The sequence below is a fragment of the Acinetobacter guillouiae genome (genome assembly GCF_002370525.2).
Lineage (GTDB): Bacteria > Pseudomonadota > Gammaproteobacteria > Pseudomonadales > Moraxellaceae > Acinetobacter > Acinetobacter guillouiae.
Genome location: NZ_AP014630.1, coordinates 617,049 through 642,195 on the forward strand (window position 1 = coordinate 617,049; position 25,147 = coordinate 642,195).

The 25,147-nt window shown below is 36.1% G+C and carries 23 protein-coding genes and 2 pseudogenes; 12 read left to right on the top strand and 13 right to left on the bottom strand.

The genetic code is table 11. The features are described from left to right. Nucleotides 1-62 precede the first annotated feature (62 nt). Entirely contained in the window at nucleotides 63-572 is a 510-nt protein-coding gene (locus AS4_RS02950) for a hypothetical protein (protein WP_096732993.1), read from the top strand. A gap of 27 nt (nucleotides 573-599) precedes the next feature. Here AS4_RS02950 and AS4_RS21690 read toward each other — a convergent pair whose 3' ends face one another. Continuing rightward, the gene (locus tag AS4_RS21690) at nucleotides 600-737 is read right to left on the bottom strand and encodes a hypothetical protein (protein ID WP_167468923.1); all 138 of its coding nucleotides are present in this window, start codon (nucleotides 735-737) and stop codon (nucleotides 600-602) included. Between the two features lie 103 nt (nucleotides 738-840). Between AS4_RS21690 and AS4_RS02955 the strand changes: the two genes are divergently transcribed. Then, complete coding sequence (locus AS4_RS02955) at nucleotides 841-1,731, top strand: LysR family transcriptional regulator (RefSeq protein ID WP_096732995.1); 891 nt, start codon at nucleotides 841-843, stop codon at nucleotides 1,729-1,731. 78 nt (nucleotides 1,732-1,809) lie between these two features. Here AS4_RS02955 and dusA read toward each other — a convergent pair whose 3' ends face one another. The 3 genes from dusA to AS4_RS02970 form a co-directional block, all read right to left on the bottom strand. Further along, complete coding sequence (gene dusA / locus AS4_RS02960) at nucleotides 1,810-2,814, bottom strand: tRNA dihydrouridine(20/20a) synthase DusA (protein ID WP_096732997.1); 1,005 nt, start codon at nucleotides 2,812-2,814, stop codon at nucleotides 1,810-1,812. A 332-nt stretch (nucleotides 2,815-3,146) separates the two neighbouring features. Further along, nucleotides 3,147-3,461: an AzlD family protein gene (locus AS4_RS02965; protein WP_004723188.1), complete on the bottom strand. Its 315-nt coding sequence runs from the start codon at nucleotides 3,459-3,461 to the stop codon at nucleotides 3,147-3,149. Beyond that, complete coding sequence (locus tag AS4_RS02970; RefSeq protein ID WP_096733001.1) at nucleotides 3,458-4,168, bottom strand: AzlC family ABC transporter permease; 711 nt, start codon at nucleotides 4,166-4,168, stop codon at nucleotides 3,458-3,460. Before AS4_RS02970 ends, AS4_RS02965 begins: the two co-directional genes overlap by 4 nt. 174 nt (nucleotides 4,169-4,342) lie before the next feature. Here AS4_RS02970 and AS4_RS02975 point away from each other — a divergent pair, with 174 nt between their 5' ends. The 3 genes from AS4_RS02975 to AS4_RS02985 all read left to right on the top strand — a co-directional run bounded on the left by AS4_RS02975 (nucleotide 4,343) and on the right by AS4_RS02985 (nucleotide 9,322). Then, nucleotides 4,343-5,212, top strand: coding sequence for a LysR family transcriptional regulator (locus AS4_RS02975; protein ID WP_004818983.1), 870 nt, complete (start codon nucleotides 4,343-4,345; stop codon nucleotides 5,210-5,212). Between the two features lie 1,129 nt (nucleotides 5,213-6,341). Then, on the top strand, nucleotides 6,342-7,265 hold the full coding sequence (locus AS4_RS02980) for a hypothetical protein (protein WP_096733003.1): 924 nt from the start codon (nucleotides 6,342-6,344) through the stop codon (nucleotides 7,263-7,265). A gap of 116 nt (nucleotides 7,266-7,381) precedes the next feature. Beyond that, a complete protein-coding gene (locus AS4_RS02985) occupies nucleotides 7,382-9,322 on the top strand; it encodes a flavin monoamine oxidase family protein (protein WP_096733005.1) in 1,941 nt (646 codons plus the stop codon). Between the two features lie 591 nt (nucleotides 9,323-9,913). Here the strand turns inward: AS4_RS02985 and AS4_RS02990 are convergent. Further along, nucleotides 9,914-10,954: a LacI family DNA-binding transcriptional regulator gene (locus tag AS4_RS02990; RefSeq protein ID WP_167468924.1), complete on the bottom strand. Its 1,041-nt coding sequence runs from the start codon at nucleotides 10,952-10,954 to the stop codon at nucleotides 9,914-9,916. Nucleotides 10,955-11,118: 164 nt separating this feature from the next. On the opposite strand from AS4_RS02990, the gene AS4_RS02995 reads away from it, so the two are divergent. The 6 genes and pseudogenes from AS4_RS02995 to AS4_RS21930 form a co-directional block, all read left to right on the top strand. Then, nucleotides 11,119-12,009 carry a nitrilase family protein gene (locus AS4_RS02995; protein WP_056513738.1) on the top strand — a complete coding sequence of 297 codons (891 nt, stop codon included), beginning with the start codon at nucleotides 11,119-11,121 and terminating at the stop codon, nucleotides 12,007-12,009. A 17-nt stretch (nucleotides 12,010-12,026) separates the two neighbouring features. Next, a complete protein-coding gene (locus AS4_RS03000) occupies nucleotides 12,027-13,208 on the top strand; it encodes a hypothetical protein (RefSeq protein WP_096733009.1) in 1,182 nt (393 codons plus the stop codon). A gap of 29 nt (nucleotides 13,209-13,237) precedes the next feature. After that, entirely contained in the window at nucleotides 13,238-14,602 is a 1,365-nt protein-coding gene (locus tag AS4_RS03005) for an amidase (protein ID WP_096733011.1), read from the top strand. A gap of 67 nt (nucleotides 14,603-14,669) precedes the next feature. Next, complete coding sequence (locus AS4_RS03010; RefSeq protein WP_096733013.1) at nucleotides 14,670-15,839, top strand: hypothetical protein; 1,170 nt, start codon at nucleotides 14,670-14,672, stop codon at nucleotides 15,837-15,839. 161 nt (nucleotides 15,840-16,000) lie between these two features. After that, nucleotides 16,001-16,113: pseudogene (locus AS4_RS22185) on the top strand (hydrolase or metal-binding protein); the annotation flags it as partial. Between the two features lie 3 nt (nucleotides 16,114-16,116). After that, nucleotides 16,117-16,418: pseudogene (locus AS4_RS21930) on the top strand (integrase core domain-containing protein); the annotation flags it as partial. Nucleotides 16,419-16,445: 27 nt separating this feature from the next. On the opposite strand, the gene AS4_RS03020 reads toward AS4_RS21930, so the two are convergent. The 6 genes from AS4_RS03020 to AS4_RS03050 form a co-directional block, all read right to left on the bottom strand. Further along, nucleotides 16,446-17,459 carry a hypothetical protein gene (locus AS4_RS03020; RefSeq protein WP_096733015.1) on the bottom strand — a complete coding sequence of 338 codons (1,014 nt, stop codon included), beginning with the start codon at nucleotides 17,457-17,459 and terminating at the stop codon, nucleotides 16,446-16,448. A 348-nt stretch (nucleotides 17,460-17,807) separates the two neighbouring features. Next, on the bottom strand, nucleotides 17,808-19,070 hold the full coding sequence (locus tag AS4_RS03025) for a mechanosensitive ion channel family protein (RefSeq protein ID WP_004819007.1): 1,263 nt from the start codon (nucleotides 19,068-19,070) through the stop codon (nucleotides 17,808-17,810). Between the two features lie 255 nt (nucleotides 19,071-19,325). Continuing rightward, nucleotides 19,326-19,673, bottom strand: a complete 348-nt coding sequence (locus AS4_RS03030; RefSeq protein ID WP_227548117.1) for a lysozyme inhibitor LprI family protein — start codon at nucleotides 19,671-19,673, stop codon at nucleotides 19,326-19,328. Nucleotides 19,674-19,813: 140 nt separating this feature from the next. Beyond that, nucleotides 19,814-20,230, bottom strand: a complete 417-nt coding sequence (locus tag AS4_RS03035; RefSeq protein ID WP_096733018.1) for a lysozyme inhibitor LprI family protein — start codon at nucleotides 20,228-20,230, stop codon at nucleotides 19,814-19,816. Nucleotides 20,231-20,730: 500 nt separating this feature from the next. Continuing rightward, nucleotides 20,731-21,921, bottom strand: a complete 1,191-nt coding sequence (locus AS4_RS03045) for an MFS transporter (protein WP_096733022.1) — start codon at nucleotides 21,919-21,921, stop codon at nucleotides 20,731-20,733. Nucleotides 21,922-21,943: 22 nt separating this feature from the next. Continuing rightward, nucleotides 21,944-22,375 carry a RidA family protein gene (locus AS4_RS03050; RefSeq protein ID WP_004723174.1) on the bottom strand — a complete coding sequence of 144 codons (432 nt, stop codon included), beginning with the start codon at nucleotides 22,373-22,375 and terminating at the stop codon, nucleotides 21,944-21,946. Here AS4_RS03050 and AS4_RS22105 point away from each other — a divergent pair. Beyond that, nucleotides 22,374-22,508, top strand: a complete 135-nt coding sequence (locus AS4_RS22105; protein WP_264757326.1) for a hypothetical protein — start codon at nucleotides 22,374-22,376, stop codon at nucleotides 22,506-22,508. The genes AS4_RS03050 and AS4_RS22105 overlap by 2 nt on opposite strands. Before the next feature lie 233 nt (nucleotides 22,509-22,741). On the opposite strand, the gene AS4_RS03055 is transcribed toward AS4_RS22105, so the two are convergent. Together AS4_RS03055 and AS4_RS03060 are read right to left on the bottom strand one after the other, a co-directional pair. After that, complete coding sequence (locus tag AS4_RS03055) at nucleotides 22,742-23,614, bottom strand: S66 peptidase family protein (protein WP_096733024.1); 873 nt, start codon at nucleotides 23,612-23,614, stop codon at nucleotides 22,742-22,744. 24 nt (nucleotides 23,615-23,638) lie between these two features. Next, complete coding sequence (locus AS4_RS03060; RefSeq protein WP_171478416.1) at nucleotides 23,639-24,565, bottom strand: DMT family transporter; 927 nt, start codon at nucleotides 24,563-24,565, stop codon at nucleotides 23,639-23,641. Nucleotides 24,566-25,147 lie beyond the last annotated feature (582 nt).

Genomic DNA, 25,147 nt, shown 5'->3' on the forward strand with positions numbered 1-25,147 from the left:
TGCTGAAAAGTCGCTTGAAATGCGCTATAGCATTCAGACCATAAACATGGACAGCTTAGAGAATGAAGCGGCTTTTTAATCGACCTATCCCCGATCTTAAAATAAGCATATTGGCGATCCTGTTGATTGGCGGAATTGGATATTACCTTTATTCAACGGTTCGTCATTTTCAGTCGGTCAACCAATTGGATGAAGCTAAAACAATAATGCGTGATATACAGAACTTGTTGGGATGGTCAATCCTTCAACCTCAAGCAGATGCAATTCAAGTCTGTAATTTGCAAAATATCCAACAGATTAGCAAACAAGAAGAGTTTCAAAAGATCAAGCAACTGTTGGGCTGGAATGTCAATATTCAACAACACAGCAAATATGTTGAAAGCATAAACGTGTATGCTGCGCCTGATTTACACGGCTGTATTATACGTGCTCATTTTCGAAAAGACGCCTTTGTAAGTGATGAGCTTGCTGGCAAGTATATTACTTACCAATATGATTTTAAAAAAAGCACCACAACATGCGTCACCAATATAAAAAAGTATGCTTTAGTGAAATCTTGCACGCGCTTGTAAAAAACATACTTTATCTGTTCCGCTTAATCAGTCCTGTAAATAAATAAACTCAGGCTGTTGGGGCACTTTGCCTGTTTGTTTTGCGATAAAACCATCATAAAGATTGAGTAAAACAACAGCGCAAATAATACAAATAAAAACCAGTAATTGTTTGGATATGCTCATACTATTTCTCTCTAATCTAAGTCGCTTTAAGTAAAGTCTAGTGAAATTAAACAATCTAATCTAATATAGAAAAAAGCAGGATTGATCTAATTTTGAGATGGGTATGGCGACATTCAAACAATTTAATTATTTGATTAGAATCGTAGAGGAAGGTGGTTTTATTGCGGCTTCTGAAAAGTTGTTTATTGCCCAGTCTGCTTTAAGTCGTCAGATCAAGCTTTTGGAAGACGAAGTAGGATTTGAAATTTTTGACCGCAGTGATAAAAAAATAAAACTCACTCAAGCAGGGCAGTTCTTTTATGCTCAAATTAAAAATAATTTACTGAACTTAGATCATATTATTGAAAATTCTAAAGATATTGCAGATGGAAAAAATCGACTCATCAAAATTGCACACTCAAGTACTATTACCATGAGCTTAGAAAAAGTCAAAGTATTTGATCAAACCTCAAAGCATCTCAATGTTAATTTCGAGATCAATACCTTGTCATCTGAAGACCAAATTCTTGCACTGATGAAAGGAAATATTGATGTCGGTTTTATTCGCCCACCTGTTTTAAATCGCTTAGATGAGTTATATGCAACCACGCTCTACCCTGAGCCTTTATATGTTGCACTTCATCAAAATCATATACTCGCTTCAGAACGCAGTATTAAAATCCAACAGTTAAGACATGAAAATTTTGTTTCTACACCACATGCGGAACGGGGCGGATTAAGTTACTTGGTTGCAAACCTTTGCCTAAGTGCAGGTTTTTCTCCAAAGAAAGCGGCGGTTCAGTCGCGTAAAGTTTCGCAATTGCAATTGGTGGCTGCTGAAATTGGAATTTGTATTGTTCCTGAAGAATTTAGACATATTCTACCTAAACAGGTACGACTGATTGCTTTGGACGCTGAAAATACATGGTCTGATGTTGTGATGGTCTGGAGTAAAAAAGCAGATGGTGTCATCCAGCGATGTACTGAATATATGATCAAACAGTTTCAACGATGATCTTTAAAGACCATCGTTTGATTGAAAAGATAGCTGTAGATTAAGATTGTATAGAATCGTAGAAATTTTCAGTCGTGATCAGACAGACTGTTCACGAATATAATCCTCTGTACGCTTCATCGCTTCTTTAATATTGATAATGGCATTTTCAACATCTGCAAATGTTTTGGCATTACCGCCACTTAAAGCCTGACGCCATTTACGAGCACCGGGAAGGTTTTGGAATAAGCCTAAAATATGGCGTGTAATAATCGATAGAGGTGCGCCTTCTTGCATACGTTTGGCAATATAAGGCAGCATTTGGTCGATAATTTCAAAACGATCAGGTAAGTCTAAATTCCAAAGTTGACCTAATTCTGCCAAGAGGTAAGGGTTGTGATAAGCCTCACGCCCAATCATGACGCCATCAACATGCTTTAAATGTGTTTGCGTTTCAGCAAAAGTCTTAACCCCACCATTGATCTCGATCAGCAACTCAGGACGCTCTTGTTTTAAACGATAAACATCGTCATAACGTAGAGGTGGAACATCGCGGTTTTCTTTTGGTGATAAGCCTTGAAGCAGAGCAATACGGGCATGTACGATAAAATTATCACATCCAGTTTTCGCAACGGTATCGACAAAATGTAGCATCTCTTCATAAGATTGCATGTCATCAATACCTATGCGGTGTTTTACAGTAACTGGAATATCAACTGCATTACGCATTTCAGCAATACATTCTGCAACCAAGTCAGGCTCTGCCATTAAGCAGGCACCAATCTTATTGTTTTGTACGCGGTCACTTGGACAGCCCACATTTAAATTGATTTCGTCATAACCCCAGTCTTGAGCCATTTTGCTACAAGTTGCAAGATCTTTCGGATTTGAACCACCGAGCTGTAGAACAATTGGATGTTCTTCATGGTTATAGTCCAAATGACGATTTGCTCCGCCATAGATGATTGCACCTGTGGTGACCATTTCTGTATAGAGGATAATATTGGGGTTAAACAAACGTGCAAAGAAACGATAGTCACGAGTTGTCCAATCCATCATCGGAGCGACCGAAATACGAGGCGTTAAAGATTGGAGCTCAGACATACAGGCAACCTGAAAAAGATAGAAAAAAAGCAAGTGCGGATTATACGTGCTTTATTTTAAAATCAATAGCTATACTCAAAAGATAGAATTTGTAAAGCTGATTAAAATTTTGATTCTGATGGTGATTTTTAAATGTGACAAAGTGAGATTTATAGGGCTTGATGAAAGCGTTATCAGTTTGGTGAAAACGCTTAAAAATAAAATTAGTGCGTTGGTAGAGTATGTTGGTTGAACAAAATATGGTATTGCTTATCTTGGATTAAAACTTAGGACTAAGAGTACACAACAACATGCGCCATAAATTCCCTAAATCTCTTGAGCACCCTATCATTTCATACAAAATACTGACGGAATAAGGCTGCTGCCAATATTCCTGCTGCAATCGCCAACAGTGGTTTTTTAAGCAGTAGCATAACGATCAATGTTGTCAGTAACGCCAAACGAGCGCCATGATCACCTTCAACCGCAATAGGGGCCAAAAGTGCAACCAGTACAGATCCCGACATTGCATTAATGAATCGTTGCACACGATCGCTAATAGGTACATAAGACATAATCAAAACACCACCCCAGCGAGTGGCTAATGTCACAATGGCCATAATAAAAATAATAATTAATGGATAAGTGGTGCTAATTTCTAGGTTCATAGCTGTTTCTCTTTCCAGAAAATTCCGACAATTCCGCCAAATAAGGCACCCACAACGACATGACTATTTTCTGGTAAGTACCAATAAGCCAATAATGAGCTACAGGCTGCGATTGTCCAGATGATGAGTATTCTGAGATTTTTTTGTCCACCGACAACCATCGCCAGTAGAAAACAAGCCATGACCATATCTAATCCCAGCAAAGCAGGATGATGAATAACATTACCAAAATAGAAACCCAGTCCTGTGCCTAAAACCCACGCGAGCCAAAGCGCAAGACCCCCTCCAAACAATAAGCCCATCCCTGATTCACCACGATTAAATGCTTGTAGTGAGAGTGCCCAATTGGCATCAGAAATAACCAGCAAGATACTGTATCGTTTGATGGGAGGCAGGTGCCGTAACCAAGGATAAAGAGATGCGCCCATTAAAAGGTGCCGAGCATTGATAAAGAAAACTGTGACTATTAAGGGAATCAGTGATATTTGCACGCCCCATAGTTCTAAAGTCGCAAATTGAGATGCCCCCGCAAAAACAAAGCTACTCATTAACATAATGGAGCTATTGTCTAGTCCTGTTTGCGTTGCTGCTAAACCGAAAGCAGCCCCAAAAATCACCACGAAAGATGAAATTGGAAGAAGGCTTTTAAAGCCTGACCAAACTTGGGAATAACTTAAACTATAAATATCTGGGTTAACATTCGACAAAATAATTTCCTTATCTTTTTAAATTTTCTAATGAGCTATATACCTAATGATCGCTGATGGAAATTAGGGGAAATTTCCTTCTTTTCTTAATAAATTATGGACTTAGAAAGTTAGAATGAAAAGCGCATAATTCTTGCATATACTATTCGAAAATCGAATAATTTGGGGGTGATCATGAATCTACAAAATCTACAGATTGATTGGCTAAAATGTTTTGTCGCAGTTGTTGATACAGGTTCTCTTTCCAATGCAGCACCTGAGCTATACCGTTCACAGTCCGCTGTCAGTATGCAGTTAAAAAAATTGGAAGGTGCTTTAAAATGCCAACTTTTAGTTAGAACGCATAGACAAATTCAACTTACTTCTGAAGGGCAACTTCTTTTAGGTTATGCAAGACGGATACTTGATCTACATCATGAAACACAAATGGCTTTTAATGGAGAAGAGTTAACCGGTCGGATTAGACTTGGCGTACCCGATGATTATGCTGCTAAATATCTAACGCCAGTGCTTAAGCGTTTTGCACCACGTTATAGCGGCGTTGAAATAGAATTTATTTGTGAACAATCGACTTCATTGATCCCACGTATAGAAAATGGCGAGATTGATTTAGCCTTGATTTCAAGGGATAACCCCCGTCAAGGCACTTTATTGTTTCATGAGCCAATGGTGTGGGTAGGTTCTCCCCAATTTGAATTATGGCGTGAAGATCCGATACCGATTGCTGTTTATGAGAGTACCAGTTTAGCCAAAAAAAGTGCGATCAATTCGCTCGCATTGCAAGGTCGTCGTTATCGTGTAGTTTATAATAGTTCAAGTTTAATCGGGCAAATTGCAGCAGTTGAAAGTGGTTTGGCCGTCGCAGTTTTCACACAATGCAGCGCGCCTCAGCATTTAGAAATTTTAGGAGCAGAGCACGGACTAGGCCCATTAGCACCCATGGAAGCATCTGTATATAGAAGTAGAACCTCGCTTAATTCAAAAGCGGTCGATCATTTATATGAGCTTTTAATTAAGACATTAAGGCAATCCATTACCTATTAAGCAGGTTTTTATTAAGGACGTAATCTTTTTTATGTATCAATATGATGTCTTATGATGAGATGAGTTGTGCTTTCTAGTCAGACATATGGTAAATCTGAAAAAGTTAGAAGATCAGAATATTGGGCTGAGAAGTGATAAAATAAAAAATTATGAAATTTGCAGCAGTTCAATTTACGTAAGTACTAAGGATTAAGCTGGTTAAAAATGCAGTGAGCTTAGAAACGGATTTCGATTTGAAACGAATTATTTTATACATTACCGTTAGTGTGATCTACCTTGAATGATTGAAACTATAAAAATGAGTAAGTACTAGGGATGTACCGAAATTATTTGCATTCAGATGAACTTTACCCGTTTTGTAGACTTTAAAATCTATACCTAGATGTGATTTTCGCTATTGAGATAGAAACATCAACATGATGTTTCTTAAGTTTCCCTTCACCATAAGCTAGAAACATTAGATTTGTATTGTTAACAATTGAATGTAATCCTCCATTATAAAAACTTTAAACGCCTCATCTAAGAATTAGATTAAATATTATATTTAATCTGTTGAGAGTAGTTGTTTTTATAATTTTATTGTTGATTTAAGTGATTAAAGAGTTTAACTATAAATATTATTTTAAACAAGGTTCTTTTTAGTTTTTCTTATTAGTTTCATAAAAGTAATTGAGCTTATGAGAATAAGTCAATGTTATTTATTTAGGGTTTTTGCTAATTTTTAAATAAGAAAATTTTTGGTGGTTTGTAGAAAATTGTTTTTGTTTTTTGTTAAATTTATATAAATCAATAATTTTGTAGTTTTGTAATTTGATCAAGTAGTAAAAATTTATTTTTTTATTTAGAAAAATAAAATTTTTAAAAATTAATGGTGGGTTTTCTGCTGATTATATTTTTTATATTAATTTTTAGTTTTGATTTTGAAATTGTTTTGCTTAATTTGAAGGTGAAAAAGATTAATGGTCTTTTGTTTTAATGTGATTTATAAGCTAAATATATTTTAATTTGAAGTTGGTGATTTTTTAAATTAGTAAGGAGGGTGTTGGAGGGCTTTATATATTTTTTTGAATTTTTTTTTAATCATAACGGTTTTTATAATTTTATTTGTTTTTTACAAAATGGAGTCTATATGGTAAAGCGTGCTTTTTTAGAGTTTATGCTCGATGTAAATAATAAACTAAGTATAACGGGAGACACTCCTAATGGGAAAAAGCTTATTGTTAATATCCCAGTTAGTGGTGGTAAGGAGGGAATCGATTTAATTTTTCCTTGTTATTATGATGGGCAAGCATATGTATTTTATCAAATTGATGGTGGTGCAGGATATATAATATATGATGGTGGTAGCGTTAGTGAACATCTTTGCATCCCAGAATTTGGTGATCGAAAATTACTTACAGCTGTAAGTGTAAAGGATGGGTTAGTAATTTTCTCAAGACAAAAAAAATTCATAGAGCCAGAAGGCGCACCATACCAAATAATAAAGTTTCAAAATGGAAAATGGGGAGAGTTTGAGGATATCAATGGTTTATTGCCTTACACAGTTGTTGAGCAAGCCTGTGGAGCTACTGTGAATGGAGAAGCCCGTATAGTACGACCAACTAGCCCAAACAAGCTACAATTTGTTTCTTCTTCTGATAATTTTCAAACTCCATACAGTCTTATATTTGATGGAGGAAACATACCGACAGCCTATGCAGTCGGATATGCCATTTCTGCTGAATTATCATCGTTTAACTATATTTATGCTTTATTCAATAGTAATGATTCAGGTGCTGTTGATACTGTTGCTGTCTATCTACAAGAAAGTAAAACAAATATAAGAAAACTTGGAATTATAAGATTTCCAATGCTTACACCAGCTGAAGGGATTTCGATACATCGTATATCCATGAGAAAATTCTTTATTTATATCGTTGGCATTTCTGATGATAAGCGAAAAGCATATTCAGGAGAGTTTGATATAGACGATCTTCGAGCAGAAGCTGCACCAGATAGTAATATTGGGAATTCGTTACCTAAATACCTTTCAGCTTGGATTATAAATAATTAGTTTCAAAAATAAGTAGATTTAATGGTTTAGGGTATTCAGTAATCAGAAAAAGCCAAAAAGAGCTCTCTTTTATAGAGAAAATTTTGATTACTTTTATTTAATTAGTTGGAGAATATATGACAATCGGAACAAGTTATGATTTCCCATCGGAAGTAGTTACTAAGTTTAAGGAAAAAGCACAAGATGATTGGTCAGGAGAGTTTCCTGGTCCTCCAGATCTTTGCTTTAATTACAGAAAAATAGTAGAACAATCAGGTGGCATTGCGGTTGCAGAAGGCTTAACCAAAAACCATAGAATTTGTATAATTGGAGCTGGAGTAACGGGTCTAACAGCTGCACGGGAATTACTCAGATGTGGCTTCACTCAAGTCACTTTAATAGAACAAAGTGATCGAATTGGAGGTCGTCATTTAACAAAATTCCCTGATAATGAGTTTGATGAGGCTGGATTTTCACCATTTGAGATGGGTGCAATGCGTATGCCATTCTTTAATAAAAAAGATGCAGATCCGCTGACAGGTTCATCACTGATGGCTTATTATGCGAAGCAGTTTAATTTGAAGATCTCTAACTTTCCTAATCCTGGTACACAATGGGTAACCTCAACAGGGATTTATCTACGAGAAGGTTCTTTAAGTGGTTCTGATTTACCAGAAATGGTGATATGGAAAAATCCAGACGGTAATACATTACCACCGAATGAGATATTGAAAGAAATACATAAAAAATGGAGAAAATTTGCTGATCAGATGACTATTGAGGTGAGTAAGAAATATGGTTCCAAAGAATGGGATGATATGTGGCATGCAATTGTTAAAAATTATCACAATTTATCATTTCGAGAACTTGTTATAAAACCGTTCCAAACATGGAATCAAAATAATCCTGGCGATTTTGGAGGGCTGGGTATGAGTCCTCAAGAATCTGAAATATTTTATTCTATTGGTGTTGGCGACGGAAGTTGGGGAGCATTTTATGATGTTTGCTGCCTCTATCCAATAAGAACCTCAATATTTGGATTCGGTAGCAATCTTCAGTTAGTGCATGGCAGAGTTAATAGTGACTATGAAGTTATAAAATCTGCGATGCATAGCGATGGGCTTGTTCAAGATTCTTTAGGTGTTAGCTATAAGTCACCACAATATCTGGGCCTTGCTTCATTAGATGAATGCCTACTTTATGAGAGTATATCCAAAGACCAGCCTTCTTTTTATGATCACTCAATGGAAAGAAAAACAGGCTTATTTATGGACTCTAGAGTTAAAAAAATAGAGAAACTTAATGATAAATCAATTAATGTTGAGTTTCAGTGGCAGTGTAGCAAAGATGGTCCCCCAATATATTTAAACCAAAACTTTGACTCTGTAATAGTCACAGTACCATCGTGGATACTCGGGACGAAAATCAAACTTGAAGGATTTTCAAATAATCAATTACCTTTTGAAATTATTGGTGAATGTAATACTGCGCACTGGGAAGCGAGCTGCAAAATTTATGCCCCTTTAAGCAAAGAGTTTCTAAGACAAAATACAATTCCTCAGATAATGGTAACAGATACATTTATTCATGATGTTTATACTTATCAGTATAGTGATACGTACAAGAATGATTGTATTTTATTAAGCTATACATGGGAGGATGATTCATTAAAACTGTCTGCTTTCTCTGATATTGATTTGGTAGATATGTGTGTTGAGGAATTAGACAGAGTTCTAGAAAAATCTACAAACATAAAATCAAAAATATCTCAGTATGTTATTAAAGAAAAGGCAATGGTTCAGCGATGGATATCCGATGAAAATTCTTTAGGTTGCAGCAAACTTTATAGAGCTGGAACTTATTTCAATGCGATGAAATTACTTTCGTATAATAGAAAATACAGTAATGAATCTGGTCTTCTTTTTGCCGGCGAAGCGTATTCAGTGGATGCTGGATGGACTGAGCCATGCCTTAGAGGGGCAGTGGATGCTGTTATTAATATCTGCGCTAATACAAAAGCAAAATTTAATGGTAACTTTAATATGGATCAGCATTATCCGAAATATAGAGACAGTTGATGAATAAAATTCATATCTAGAAATTTTTACATAGGATATTTATATAATGTGGATTCAAAAATCCAATAATACACGTCAATTACGCAAGAATTTTGACAAAATATTTGTCGTGTATATAAACATTTTCCCTATTATCTGAACAATGTCTGGTTCCAGTATTGGGCATTTATATCAGATATGATCTTTAACAGTCATATCTGATTGTATTAAATACAACATTGACTATAAATTATTTAATGTGATTCTAAATACCAATATTAATACTCAAAAAATACAAAGAGAATCAGACGAGTCTTCACCGCTCGATTCAAATGGAACCTTATAAGCCGGTATACCTATGAAAATTTACTATACAATATTAGGACAATACCAATCTTTTTTATAAATCAATTTTCAATTTTAAATTAGTTGCTCCATTAAGTAAAAATCAAAGAGCCAATCTTGTTATTATTCTGGAATCAACAATTATGGAACTTTTTGTGTAACGTTACTATCAATATAAAAATCGGTATTTTTTCATTGTATCTAATAATAGAAATGGATCGATTGGTAGAGACATAAAATAGAATATTGAGCTTTAGATTATTTTAATCATTCAACTAAATAATCTAAAGTGCTATTTCTTTTGATTAATTTTGGAACTAACTTTATAGAGTCTACTTGCTTCTTATTTATTTTTTTTAATAATAACTCCATCGCGGTGAATCCCATTTCGGACATTGGCGAAGCTATGGTTGTAAGTGGAATAGGAAGTTGAGCTGTTAAAGAAATGTTATTAAACCCGATAACTGCAATATCTTTTCCAGGAATATAGCCTTTATCCTTGATTGCGCCCATTACGCCAATCGCAATAAAATCATTCACCGTGAAAATTGCTGTAGGCAGCTCATTTTTGGATAGAATTTCAAGTCCAGCTTGATAGCCAGAATCAACATCAAAACCACAATTGATAATGTAGTCATCTGGGATCGTTATATTTTTACTGGCGCTATAGTCTTTAAAGCCTTTGGTTCGTAATAGACCCGTACTCGCAAAAGCTTCACCCGAAATGATAGCAATCCGACGATGCCCCTCAGCGATTAAATGTTCTGCTGCTAAGCTTCCACCAAGATAATCATCACAGGTAACAGAGGTAAAATTTTCTAAACTACGACTTACAAGCACAAATGGAATGTCTCGTGCTATTAATTCATTAAAAAACTGATGCGAGTTTTCAGTTCCTGTATGTGCATCTGCAATGATTAAACCATCTACTTTTCTAGAAAGGGCCATTTCACCCAATTTTTTTTGGTTGGTAGGCAGATCATTGGTATTGGAAACGAATGTAAAATAATTATTTTGCGTAGCGGCGGCATCAATGCCTTCATAAATATTTGCCAATACAAGATCTGATAATTTTGGAACTAAAACCCCAATTACATTGGTTTTCTGGCTCTGTAAACTTTTTGCTAAAGTATTTGGTCGGTAGTTTAAATCGGCTGCTAATTTTTTTACTTTTTCTATGGTTTCTGGGGCGGCAGCGGAACTGGCATCATCCATAGAGCCGTTTAGTATTCTTGAGACTGTAGAAACATGTAAGCCAAGTTCTTTTGAAAGAAATTTTAAAGTTACATTTTTATTTGATCGATTCATATGAAACCACAATAGCCAGAAGCAACATTTTAGCATTTTCCCCCTTGAAAGTTAGAGAAATTATTTGATTGTTGTTTAAAATTTGACAAGGACAAACGTTTGGGTTAGATTTTTAACACAACCCAAACGTTTGGGTTGATTTGGATAATCAATGAGGTAAGAACATGGAAGAAACTTCAGTTAGCCCAGTAAAAGTGGCCGTTATACAATTTGATCCACAAGTGGGTATGGAAAATCGAGAAAGGAATTTACGCCATGGATTAGATTTGGCGCTTCAAGCTGTCAACAATGGCGCAAATCTTATCGTAATGCCGGAGTTAGCAAATACAGGCTATTTATTCACAAATAGAAAAGAGGCATTTGATCACGCAGAAGAAATCCCGAATGGACCAAGTGTTCAAGTCTGGCAAGATTTTGCGCGTAAACATTCAATTTATTTGGTTTCAGGAATCGCAGAAAGAGAGGGTGTTCGTCTTTTTGATACTTCAGTTTTAATCGGACCTGACGGGCTTATTGGGAAATATCGTAAGGCACATTTATGGAATCTTGAAAAACTTTGGTTTACACCTGGTGATACAGGCTTCCCTGTATTTGAAACACCGATCGGAAGAATTGGGATGTTAATTTGTTGGGATATTTGGTTTCCAGAAGTTCCAAGAATATTAACCCAACAAGGTGCGGATATTATTTGTAGTGTAAATAATTGGGTTTGGACACCACCGCCATTATTTGATGAAAGTGGTAAGTGTATGGCCTCATATCTCACCATGACTGCTGCACATGTCAATAATGTCTACATCGCTGCTGCAAATCGAGTTGGAGCGGATAGAGGTGAACGTTTTCTTGGATGTTCATTAATTGCAGGCACCAATGGTTGGCCAATCGCGGGTGTTGCAGATGCAGAAAAAGAAATGATTCTGTATGCAGATATTGATTTGGTTGCTGCACGTGGTGCGCCGATTTGGAACAAGCATAATGATTTAATCCGAGATAGAAGAACTGACATGTATGACACAATGTTAGGCTATAAATCTCACAATATTTTCCCTCGCTAACTCATGTGGGGGGATATATGAAAAAGAATTATCGGATTGAAATGATTGATATTGTCATCGCAGCATTGGTCATGCTGTCTACAATTATCATCGTGGGAGTAGTTGAAAAGTACTCCCTCCAAATTTGGGATAATTACGCAACAATGCAACCACCAACATCCACCTTAACTTGGTTAAGGTGGGGGCTGGGTGATGTAAGTGAGGCGCAATTTTATAAAAGTGAATTAGCATCACTTGGTTTATTCGTGGGTGCCGGCATTGCTTATTATTTTTCAAAAATGCATTCGAAATGGCAAGGGTTTCAACTAAGTTATGGAACGGGGCTATTTCCATGGATTTTATTGAGTTCAAGTTTAAGTTTGATTCTGAGTAATATCATTTGGGGATGGACGCTTATTGAAAGTAACTCGTGGCAACCCACATTTGTGACGTTTGTGTCATTACCCGCTGCAACAGTACTTATGTATGGGCGTGGCTTTAAAATAGCAATAATTGGCGCAGTTGCTGGGGCACTATTTGTAACCCCTTCTTCGTTGATCATCGTCAACTATGTATGTGTTCCTTTAAATTTGCCAAGTATTATTGGTAATGTCTTAGGCATGGCAATTGGTAGCTTAATCGCATTTATTCTTTTTAAAAAATTTAATTTAAGTTGTTTGGTCAAACAAACAAAAAAACAAGAGCCAATCGAAGAAGAAAAAGAGATTGAACAAAAAGAGATCGAACCAAAGGCTACAAATCCATTTTGGGTTGTAAGACGAGCGCTTGCTGACTTCTCTGAATCTCAATTTATTGCAAATGAATGGGCTGGATTGGGCTTAATTATTGGCGCTTTGTTGGCAATTTATCTGAACCCTTTAAGTATTTCATATGGAAGTGGGCTGATTGGAAATATATTAATTAGTCAAATGTTAGCTGCATTGACGGCAGTTATTCTATGGAAAAGTAAATGGGAAAAATATGGGTGGTATCCGACATATATTCCGATTTCTTCAGTTGCACCAGTCTCTGTTTTAGTCTTCGGTGGAAGTCTAAGCTCCATTATTTTAGGTGCATTTATTGGTGCATGCGTTGCCCCACCTTTAGCTGCTTTTATTTCAAAGAAACTTCCTAAATACCAACATCCATATATAGGCAATGTGGTTTCCATGGCAATTACATCGCTATTGGCTTTGGGCACAATTCATCTGGTTTCCTGAATCTATATTTTTATATACAAGGAGTTGTAATGTTAACGTGTCCAGTAAAAGGCTATTTTTCTGAACTTGATGTTGAGCAAATTGCGAAAATGCTTAGGTCAAAAGAAATTACTGCCAAAGCACTTACACAGCAGAGTTTAAATTCAATCAATCAGCATAAAGCGTTAAATGCATTTTGTTATATCGATGATGAATATGCGATACAACAAGCAGAATATGCAGATGAACTTTTTAATCAAGGAATAGATCTTAGTCCGTTACAGGGTATACCGATTGCGATAAAGGATAATATTGAGACTGCGCAACTTATAACCGCTATGGGGTCCAATTTTTTCAAAGGCTATTTACCTGAAGTCGATGCTGAATGTGTACAAAAACTTAAAGCTTTAGGCGCGGTGATTATTGGAAAAACTAACACGCATGAGTTTGCCTATGGGCCAACAGGGGATATTTCTGCACATGGCGCGACAAAAAACCCATGGAACCTTGCAAAAATTTCAGGTGGATCGAGTTGTGGTAGTGCTGTAGCGGTTGCTGCTGGACTTGTACCTATCGCAATTGGGACTGATACAGGTGGCTCGATTCGTATACCTGCAAGCTTAACAGGAGTTATGGGTTTTAAACCGACCTACCAGCAATTTCCAATGAAAGGTGTTTTCCCTTTGTCTAAGAGCTTAGATCATTTAGGCATATTAGCAAAAAGTGCTCAAGAGATTGATTTAGTTGTTTCTTTATTAAAACAAGAAGATCATCAACAAAGTCATCAAGTTGTCTCCAATGCGTTAGCAACGAGATCACCGAAATTAGGTTGGGTATCTGTTGATAATTTTATTGAAAACTATGATTACCCTTTATACCAGAAATTAAAGCAGCACGTTTTTTCACTTTGGAATAATCAAATTGATGAAGTATCGAGTGCTTTAACGACTTTTAAAGATATCCATCGCTATTTTTACGTTATTCAAAATAGTGAGGCGTATGCCGTCCATCATCATCGAGTAGAGCACTCTCCAGAATTGTTTCAGAAAGATGTGTTGGAGAGGTTGCTACAAGCCCAAGAAACCAAAGGCTGGGAGTATGTGAACGCATTAGATTTTCAAAAAAAATACCAAGAAGACTTTGCTAACATTTTTGATCAGTACGATTACCTCATCATGCCGACATTGCCGATACAAGCCACTGATCTGTATCAAAAAGATTTGTATTTAAATGGCGCTTTTATAAATATTAAATCAGCTTTGCTCAGCCTGACCAATATATGGAATTTTTTGGGAAATCCTGTACTCAATGTTCCGCTATGCCATGAAAATAAAATGCCAATTGGTATTCAGATCATTGGTGCAAAGAAAAGCGATCGTCATCTTTTGGCCTTTGCAGTGAATAATGGTTTTTAGTTTTTTTATTTTTTCAATATTTAAGGTCTATTGGCCTGTTAATAAAATGATAATCAAGGATGATTTTATGAAACATGATTTGTTTAAATATACGGTATTTACACTACTTTTAAATGTGTCCTTCGTTGTAAATGCTGCGATTGAATTTGAGGGTAAGGATAAAGATTCTAAGTTAACCGTTTCTGGTGAACTGCGAGCAAGCTATCAAGAAAACAACTTTGAGAATAAGGCTTCGGATCAAAAAATTAAATTTAATACAGCTATTTTAAATATTGGGTATAGCTCTCCGAACATATTTGGGAATTTTCAATATCGTTGTTATCAATTTGATACCCTATGTGATTTTTCCACATTGGTACAAGCCAATGCTGGCTATCATTTAAACTCAACAGACAATCTTAAAGTTGGTTTACAGCCGATTCCTTTTGGGCCAGGGCAATTTTGGGACAGTAGTTTCTATGAAGGAATCAATACAACGATGGGACTTCAGGATACGATGAATTTAGGTGTTAACTACCATTTTGAATTGCCCTCATCCACCAAAGTTGATTTAGCCTATTTTGTCGCTGATGGCGGAAATTATTATGGAAAAAGTAAGGATGCTGCCCGCTATACTGCAAATATGGTGAAATCCGCTGATTTGATGAAGACAAATCTGGATGAGAAAAATATGTGGATTGCACGAGTGGATCAAGACCTAAAATTTTTAGCGACGGAGGATCTTAATGTATCTGTGGGGGGAAGTTATTGGTATTCAGAAATTGAAAATAAGAAAAGTGCTGATGATGGTGCAAGAAACTCTTGGGCACTCTTTAATCGTATTCACTATAAAAATTTAAATGTCATGCTCACAGGCGGTAAGCAATCAATTCGCAATAAAGATCGCTTCAGTCCTTATAGTTCAACTTTTGGTTCATATGACGGTGAGTACGACATTGCAAATAAAGGCTTCTTTTATACTGTTAACACCAGCTACGCTTTTAAGAATGTATTGGACTCATTCAATATAACGCCATATATGGTATTCAGTGGATTTAATAAGAAAGAAAAAGGCTTTGATGATTCTCAGCGTAATATTGTGGGTGTGGCATGGGATTATAAAAAGATCACTTTATATACTGAATATATGATGAGCAAAAATGATCCGTTTATTGGTGGAACCGCCAACTCACTTGCAGCAGGAGATGATGGCAAGTGGAAAAACTTACTTAACATGATGTTTATTTATAAATTTTAAAGGTCGTTAAAAACGTAATAAAAGAGATATGTTTTAGTTAAAAATCTGTTTTATTGCAACTCAGCCCATGGTTAACGCATGGGCTTTTTTGTCTATTTAATTTATAGAAAAATATAGCTTGTTTGATTATTAGGTAAGTAGACGCATTCGATAAGTCAATGGGGGAAACTTGTCAGAGACTTTGCAAGCAATGGATAGAAAATACTCATTCCTATCACCTGATTTTTGTTCATTGGCGCAAGGAGGGAATTGTAAGCCCTTTGGCAGATTACATGATCTAAATGGCAAGGTAGAGCGTTCACAAAAGACTAATAAATCTGAGTTCTACGCTACTGTAGATATCGATTCTGAAGATATCTAAGACAATCTAGCAGAATGGCAGCATTACTATAACTGGATTAGACCACATTAAGCCTTGAAAGGTAAAATCCTCATGGAAAGGTACTTTGAATTATATGAAGAAACCCCTTTCTCAGATGAGGTCCAGAAGCAATACAATTCATCACATCAAATGAACGGATTCAACATGCCAATTACAAGATGGATTTAGAGATCGCTAAATTGAAACGATCTCTATGAACCACACAGATAATAGAAAGTGAGGGATTATTTCTTTTTCTTATTCCGTCTTATAGTTCCTTCAGGTGCCCAATTTTCTCCACCAACTGAAAAAAATCCTTTTCGAATTTCTGGATCTATTAACTCAATACTAATATTATGTTTTGCACTTTTATTAACTTTATCAGAATATAAGTAATAATTTAAAAAAGGGTCTTTTTCATCACTAGTCCATAGCTTAACAACTATTGCGCTAAAGTCATATTTGTAGCATTCCGAAAGCGTTTTTGAGTTTTTTGCAGGAAGATCTTTTTTTAATTTTTCATTGTATTCAGGTTCGAAATAACGGATTAAAGCAGCTTCAATAATCGCTGTTTTCATGTCTAAGGGTAATTGAAATTGTTGAGCATATTTTAATCTGCTAAAGTCTTCTACACCAAATATCTTTGTATGATCGATTCCATCTACAAAAGCATACTTCTGCACTGTGCCAAAATTAAAGAGACCTACTAACAACGAGCGATCAGGATGTTGGGCATTATGGTCTGCTAAAATTTTTTGTAATGTACTGTGCTCTTTTGCTCTATCTAGCGCATTCTTTGTTTTTTTTATTCCCGTACTTTTTCCAATATATAAAACTTTTAGGTCTGTTAGATCTTGCATGCTAAATGCATAAGCTATTTTTGTAGCAGTGGCAGACATGATAAAGTTATCATTCGAGTCCCAAAAAACAATGTCTGTATAAGGATATTTATCTATTGTAATTTTACTAATATTTCTAAAATTCGTAACACGATCTTCAATTCCTACTCGCTTTATTTCCCCCTTGTATCTATATTCTAATAAAACTCTATATATTAGTTCATTATTTACGATTTTATATACTAGTGAATCTGGTATAAATGCTATTCGTGGGAAATCAACTACACAGTAAATATGACATTTTTCAATTATATCATCTGGACTATCTGCAAACTTATGATCTAATGAATGTGGTGTGATGAATAAAAAGTGATCATTTCCAGTTTCAATTGCAAAATTTGTTGCATAACTTTTGTTCATCTTTATTTTACCTACAATATAGTTTTTAAACTTTTAAATTTCAGTGTTTAAGAAAACACTACTTAAATTAGCATGGAATGTGAAGTTAAAAACTTTTAGCTTTATTAAGTGAGACATAACTTGTCGCAAAAGTATTAATCGATATGTGAATTGAATATTTATTTTGTATAATTAATTAAAGTATTTAGAATTATTATGAGAGGGGCTTTATTGGATCATGGTAACATTTAAATAATACTAAACATTGAAGTTTAAAACTAACACTATGAACTGCCTCGAATAAGTTACTGGGTTTGATTAAGCAAATTTTTAATATAAATGATCAGGGGCAGCCCCCTGACCAACAACTCAGGACAGAAGTTCCGAGCTGCTTTCAGCGTGTTTTGACAATGAACGTAAATCTGAACCAGAAGGTGCCTGATAAATCTTGAGTCCAAATTCAGGAATAATTGCCATCAGATGGTCAAATATATCAGACTGGATTGCCTCATAATCATTCCATACTGTTGTATTGGCAAATGCATAGATTTCCAGTGGTAATCCCTCACTTGTCGGTTGTAACTGACGGATAATCAGGGATTGGTTTTTAGCAATACCAGCATGTTGTTTTAAGTAGAACTCGACATAAGCCCGAAATGTTCCAATATTGGTTAGACGGCGCTGGTTATAGACTGACTGATCTTCAAACTGCTGATTAAAGCTGTCCAATTCAGATTGTTTATTATCCAGATATTGATCCAGTAATAGGAAAGCTTTTAATTTCTGTTGTTCTTCATGGGTAATAAAATGAATGCTGGTTTGATCAATAAAGATTGAGCGCTTGATACGTCTCGCCCCCAACAATTTCATCCCACGCCAGTTTTTAAAAGTATCCGTCACCAACTTATTGGTGGGAATTGTGGTAAAGGTTTTATCAAAATTCTGTACGGTAATGGTATGTAAGGACATATCAATAACATCACCATCTGCATTTAATGTTGGCATTTCAATCCAGTCACCGATACGAACCATATCGTAGGAAGAGATTTGCACCGATGCCACCAAGGATAGAATCGTATTTTGAAAAACCAGTAACAATACCGCGGCCATCGCACCAAAACCAGCAAGCAGGGTAAAAACATCTTTCTTTAAGAAGGTACCCAAGATCAGCAGACCACAAACGATAAACAGAATCAGCTTGATCAGTTGAAGATAGCCTTTGATGGGCTTATTCAGTGATTTTGGATTACGTTGATAAAGCAGATTAAAGACATTTAAAAGTTCGCTGATGGCCAGTGCAATGGTCAGGAAGATAAAAGCCTGTGCAGCCATTTGTATCAGGCCAACCGCTTTTAAGGATAAATGTGGAACTGTGGTAATACCATTTAAAATAACAATTGCAGGAACAATATTCGCCACTCTGCGGATAACACTATGCTGGGAAAAAATTTCACTATGTGCAAACTTCATTTTTGAAATAAGTTTACGTATCCCACGAACAACAACTTGTTTTGCAATATAATTTGCGACAAAGGCGAAAAAAATTAGAATGGATAATGATGTTAGCATCTCTAGCCATGGATACTGATCAGACCATTCCTGAATATTCTTTAAGAAGGCAAATTTATCCAAAAGTACAACCTCAAAATAGCAGATACGCTATTGTATTGATTGTGAATGACAATAATTTATAAAAATACTTTTTAGCTACATTCGGGCATCAATTACTTACTCAACAAGATTGACAGACTCTCAGAAAGTCCAAGTGAGTATGTGAAGATAAGCATGCAACCGTCGGGCATAGATAAGCCCAGTGTCGCGGATCACTATATGCCAATCAACATTACTTTATTGAATAATTGAATACTAAGTTTTAATTTTTAAGACTCAATAGTGGCTGATTTTATCCGCAAGATTGGCAATACGGTTCAGACGGCAAGACTGTGCATCTAACATTTGTCCCTGTCCTTCGGTTTTAGGATCCCAATTACAATACTTGTCGGTGTTATCCCACCATGCTGCGATCTCATCCATCTGCCGGTCTTTTTTCACACTGTCTGGACGACTGATGATTTTGGCAAAGGCCTGTTGAACGCGTTGCTTATGTTGAGCATATTCTTGGTCCATACAGCTTTGCATTTCAAATGTTACTGCACCACTTTGCTTGATACATTGGCCATAACTGCTGCTTAATTTGGCATGAATATAAGAATCATCTGGAAGGGGACGAGACATTTCATCATCGGCAAAAGCTACAAAAGGAAGAAAAGAGATGAACAACAATGTAGTACTTTTAAATTTTTTCATATGTTTGACCTTTAGTTTTATCTTGATCTCGATATTTGTTCTTGAATATCTTTATGCTTTGATTCGCATTATTGAAGTAAATTCAGATAGCGTTGCAATTGTGCAGTACGGCCTGCAATACGCTGTATATCATTAAGTTCAGTTTGCAAGTTGTCTGGCTGTGATTGACCATACAGCGTTGTTTCCAGTTCAGCATCACTTTGACGTGATTGTAGCCAAATGCGTTGTGATGCAACCAGTTTTGTTTTCTGGGTAGCACTCAAATGCGATTGTAATTTTTTATAGGTACTATTCAATCGCGCATCTTGACGTTTAGCCTCATCTTTTAGACAAGTTGCCTGTTCAATAATACCTTGGGCACTGTTGTCACAGTTTATAAAAGCTTGGCTTAATAAGTTTTCATTTCCTATTGGTGCAGCGAAGACCAAGCTTGAAAAAGTACATAAAAAACCGATCGGTAAGCATGCTAATCGTATTTTTTTCATAAGGGATAAACTCTTGATTGATCTATCAGGATGAGTGTTGGCTGTTGTGTGAGCTGAATAAAACCTTGCTTGAGTATCGTCAATCACGCTTTAGCAAAGACAAACAGGGTTATCATTTTGACCAAAGTGTACCAATTTTAAACTTGAATAATCATGTATATTTGGATGTTTTTTCTAAAAACATAGATTGTCTTGTACAAATTTATTGAAAGGCCTGAGATTTATCTTGCGTATAATTACTCCTCCTCGACTGTCTTATTTATATAGCTTAAAGAGAGTAGTCTGCATATTCATTTAAATTGAAAGTGTGTACACAGCATTTTTGGAATTTTATCGCAGACACTTGATATGAATATATTATGATCGGTTTTTTTACACAATAGTTACAGTGAATATTATTCAAATAGAATGATTTGGGTATCCATATTTTTATTAAAATGATAAGTCTCTTAAAAAATCAAAATCCCTCAAATTTTGAAGGATTTTGATTTTAGAATACTTTAAATGGTCTGTGTTCTATTGAGATATAGACGGTCTAGCAGAGAAAATAGTGCAGAACCCATAACCAAACATACACCCACCAGACAAGTCATAGTCCAACCACCATGATGCCATGCATAAACCCCTAAAGCAGAACCACATGCACCACCTGTGAAATAGGCCGTCATATAGATAGAGTTAATCCGAGATTTAGCATCTGGGCGTAAACGGAAAATGATATTTTGATTGCTGGTATGAACCACAGCGAGTCCAAAGCTAATCAGGCCATAACCTAAAATATAACTGGTGAGATACTTTCCACCGAAATAAAGCAATGCCCAACTGAGGATCATCAACGCTACACCAATCCATGTCAGGATACTGGTATGTCCACGGTCTGCAATTTTACCAATTTTTGCAGTGGCTAAAGCACCAAATACCCCAATGATCGTTGCAACACCGACCAAAACATCAGGTAATTTAAACGGTTCAGAGGTTAGTAAAACAGCAATCGTTGAAAATAAAATACTCATGGCTGCAAATGCAAAGCCACCAATAATTGCACGATAGACTAAACGACGTTCTTCTTTTAACAGTACGCCCATCGAGTAGAAAATTTTGCCATAACTCATTTTAAACACAGGTACATGTGGCAGACGTTTTTTCAATAAATAGGCAAGTATTAACATTAATACCGCACTGACAAAGTAAATCAGTTTCCAGTTAAACAGGTTAGATAACAAACCTGCAAGACTGGTGGAAAGTAATAACCCAACCAATAGCCCACTCATTAGAAAGCCAACAACTTCTCCTGTTTTTTCAGGTTTAACTGCCATCGTTGCAAGTGGAATTAAAACCTGAGCCGCAACTGAAAATAGACCTGTAATAATTGTGCCAACCCAAAGCATGGGTAAATTGACTGCAAAAGCACACATCAATAAACCAATCGCGGCACAAAACATTAACCAAGGAATAAATTTGATTTTATTGACAATATCGCCCATGGGCACAATGAATAAAAGACCAAGCGCATAAGACACTTGGGCAAAGGTCACTGTAAGTGCCACTTGTGATTCTGGCATGTTGAAATAGAGTTGAATCGAGTGAATCAGCGGCTGACTATAATAGTTTGCTCCTGCGCATAAACCGCAGGCAATCGCCATCAGCCAAAGTAATGCTTTATTTTGGCTAATATCGAGTTGAGCATTCATAAAAATATCCTAGTTCTTGGAGTTACATACAATAGGCAGTTGCTTCAATTTCAATGAGCATTCCTTGTAAAGCAAGACACGGGACAGGAATCAGTGTACACGCAGGGAAAGGTTGATCTTTCCAAAGTTGTTGCATTTCCTGAATTAAAAACTGATGTTTTTTGGTACTGTGATCGACCACAAGCACTCTTAAAACAGCAATATCCAATAATGATGCATCAGCCGCTTGTAGGGCATGTTGCAGATTGACAAAAGCTTGATGAACTTGTTGTGCAAAATCTTGGGATAATTGTCCTTGTTGGTTTTCACCACCTTGTCCAGATATATGCAAAATACGCAAATAATGGCGTACTTCAGCCACATGACTATACGCAAATGCTGTTGGATTATAAAGTGTATTTGGGTTAATCATTTGGAACGATTTGATCTGCGCGGATTCTGATCTGGAATTCATGGATGACTCTTTTGATTGGCTGGAAATTTCCGTCAGTATCAAAGCTCAAGTTAACTTAAGGTCAAGTAAAAATACCAAGAAAAAACCGAAGCAACTGATCGTATTTATCAATGAACAATCAAGGGGCTGTTAAACAAGAAAACTGTCATATTGAAAAGTGATCAGAAGAGGGGGCATGCAAGTAAAGTATTGCTCAGTATTAAAAGTATATAGGTTGTTTATTTTTTTGATGCCTCAGTAAATCCCAGTAAGCACTGACTAGGATTTCGTAGAGGCCTATCTTAAGCAAGGTATTGGCTATTTTTTTTATTCAATGTGTGAAATAGCCCTGTACTTAACTAACCCAGTCATTAAATAACCTAGCCGTTAAATAATGAGTTGTGAATCTACAATCTTGCCCGTTTTCCCTAACCAAAATGGACGGTTGACTTCACCATGACCAAACCAGTCACATTGGTAAAGTGGGATGTGCAGTGGATCGAGATGTTCTTTCACAATATCAACAATACTTTGCGGGACATTTTTTTGTGGGCATTGATAAAAATCACCCAAGACCAAAGCCTTTAAGTTTGAAGTATCAATACTTTGTAGGAGCTGAGTCAATGAACGTTCAATTCGATAATACGGTTCGCCTACATCTTCAATCAGTAAAACACTGGGTTGATTCAGTTTTAAGGCAGACGGTGTGCCTTGTAAAGTACATAGTACGGTAAGATTTCCGCCTAAGATTTTAACATCTTCAATGTGCTGATCTTGGGCAAAACCATTTGCGCTGGATAAGGGGTAATGACCATGTTGGTTTATATCCGCCGATAACAGGCTGATAGTTTTTAAAGCATCATACGACAGAGGAATATTGTCTAAATTTTTAACGGCAATTTCCTGAAATACAGGCGCATGTAAAGATTGTCCATGATGCATCGCGATATAATTTAATAACACGGTGGTATCTGAATAGCCAATAATGGGTTTATTTAAAATCCACTCACCTAAAAATGGCAATAACATTGCAGCGCCAGTACCACCACGACCACACCAAATTGCATCAATGTCTGGATCTAAACATGCCTGTTTTAAATCTTGAATACGTTGTTCAACTGTACCTGCCAAATAGCGATGTTGTGAAAATACATGTTCACCCAAACTGACTGTATGACCTAACTGTTCCAAATGCGACTGTGCCAACTGGATATTTTCAACATCTACACAGGCACTCGGCGATACAATTTTAAAATGCATATTCCTTCCAAGCTTCCGCACAATTTAGTGTGCAAGTTTCTTTTTAGACAAAGTAATCATCATGACACCGATGATATTCAGTAAACAACCAAACCATTGTATCGCATTCATATGCTCACCGAGCAAAGCCACAGCCAAAATAATGGTTAGGATCGGGCCAATCGAACCAATCATAGCTGCTTGTGCAGCACCTAAACGAGAAATACTTTGCGCGACCAAAATCGTTGGTAAAACCGTCACCAATAAGCCTAAGGCGATACCATACCAAATGACTTGTGTCGGAAGTTGAGTAAGCAGTTGAATCGGCTGGGGTGTTGCAATAATAAAATGGGTTAGCGTACCAAAACATGCAATGCTTAATGCCAAACCAGTGTAATTCCATGAACCAAATTTTTGAATTAAACGTGGGGTCATGAGTAAATACGTCGCAAAACAGACCGCGCTGGCAAAGACTAAACTCACGCCTAGCCAGAAATTTCCTTCATGCGGTACGGTGCTTTGCTCTTGTAGCATCACAATCACTGTACCACCATAGCTTAATGCAATCGCTAGTATGGTTCTAAAGTTGAGTTTTTGCTTATAAATAAAGCTTGTGGCAATCACTGTCAGTGTTGGATAGAGAAATAAAATAATACGTTCTAACGAAGCACTGATATACATCAGACCAGCGAAGTCGAGCCAACTTGAAAGGTAATAGCCCATCAAACCAGCAGCAACCAATAAGGCCCAGTCTTTTCCTGTCATATTTTTATTATGATGGCGATTGAACCAACACAACAAAAGGAAAAAAGGCAGGGCACTTGCCATTCGCAATGCCATAAGCACGGTACTGTCGACTAATGGCGATAATGCGTAAGCCTGTTTAATAAAAATAGCTTTGGTACTAAATAAGAAAGCCGCACCAAGTGCGAAAATCGAACCGAGCTGCGTACTGGATAAAGAAAGTTTCATGAATTTGACTGCATTGACGATGTCGCTATACGACATGTAAATTTGAACAAGCAGTATAAATGTTGTTTGCAATCAGTGGAAATACAAAAAAAGAATGAATTGGCGCAATAAAAGGAATATAAAACACATTTGCTTACGTCATTTTGTGTGGATTTAAATGTCATTTAAATAGATTGAAATAAAAATAGTATAAAAATCAACCTTGAAATCTTTGTTTATAATCTACTCAAATTCAATATGCTATTTTTTGCACAAAAAAGGTGCAATATCGTAATGGCTGGTTCAAGCTGTTCGAGTATTATTAACTGACAAAATGGCAAATAAAAAAAAACTAAAAATTTTTGTAATTGCTTTAGACTCAGTTCTGGGGTAATTCTAATGGTTATTCCAAGTACTTTTTTTTATTAATGAAATTAAAAAATGTAATAAAAACCGACTTACATTTTTGACGGAAAAAATGATAGAAAAGGCCAATATAAGCTGATAAAAAAACCATGTAATTTGTCAGAAAGGTCAATAGAGATGATAGTTTTTATGCTAAATCTATTGTTTTATGGAGTATTTAAACAGCAAGTCAAAATG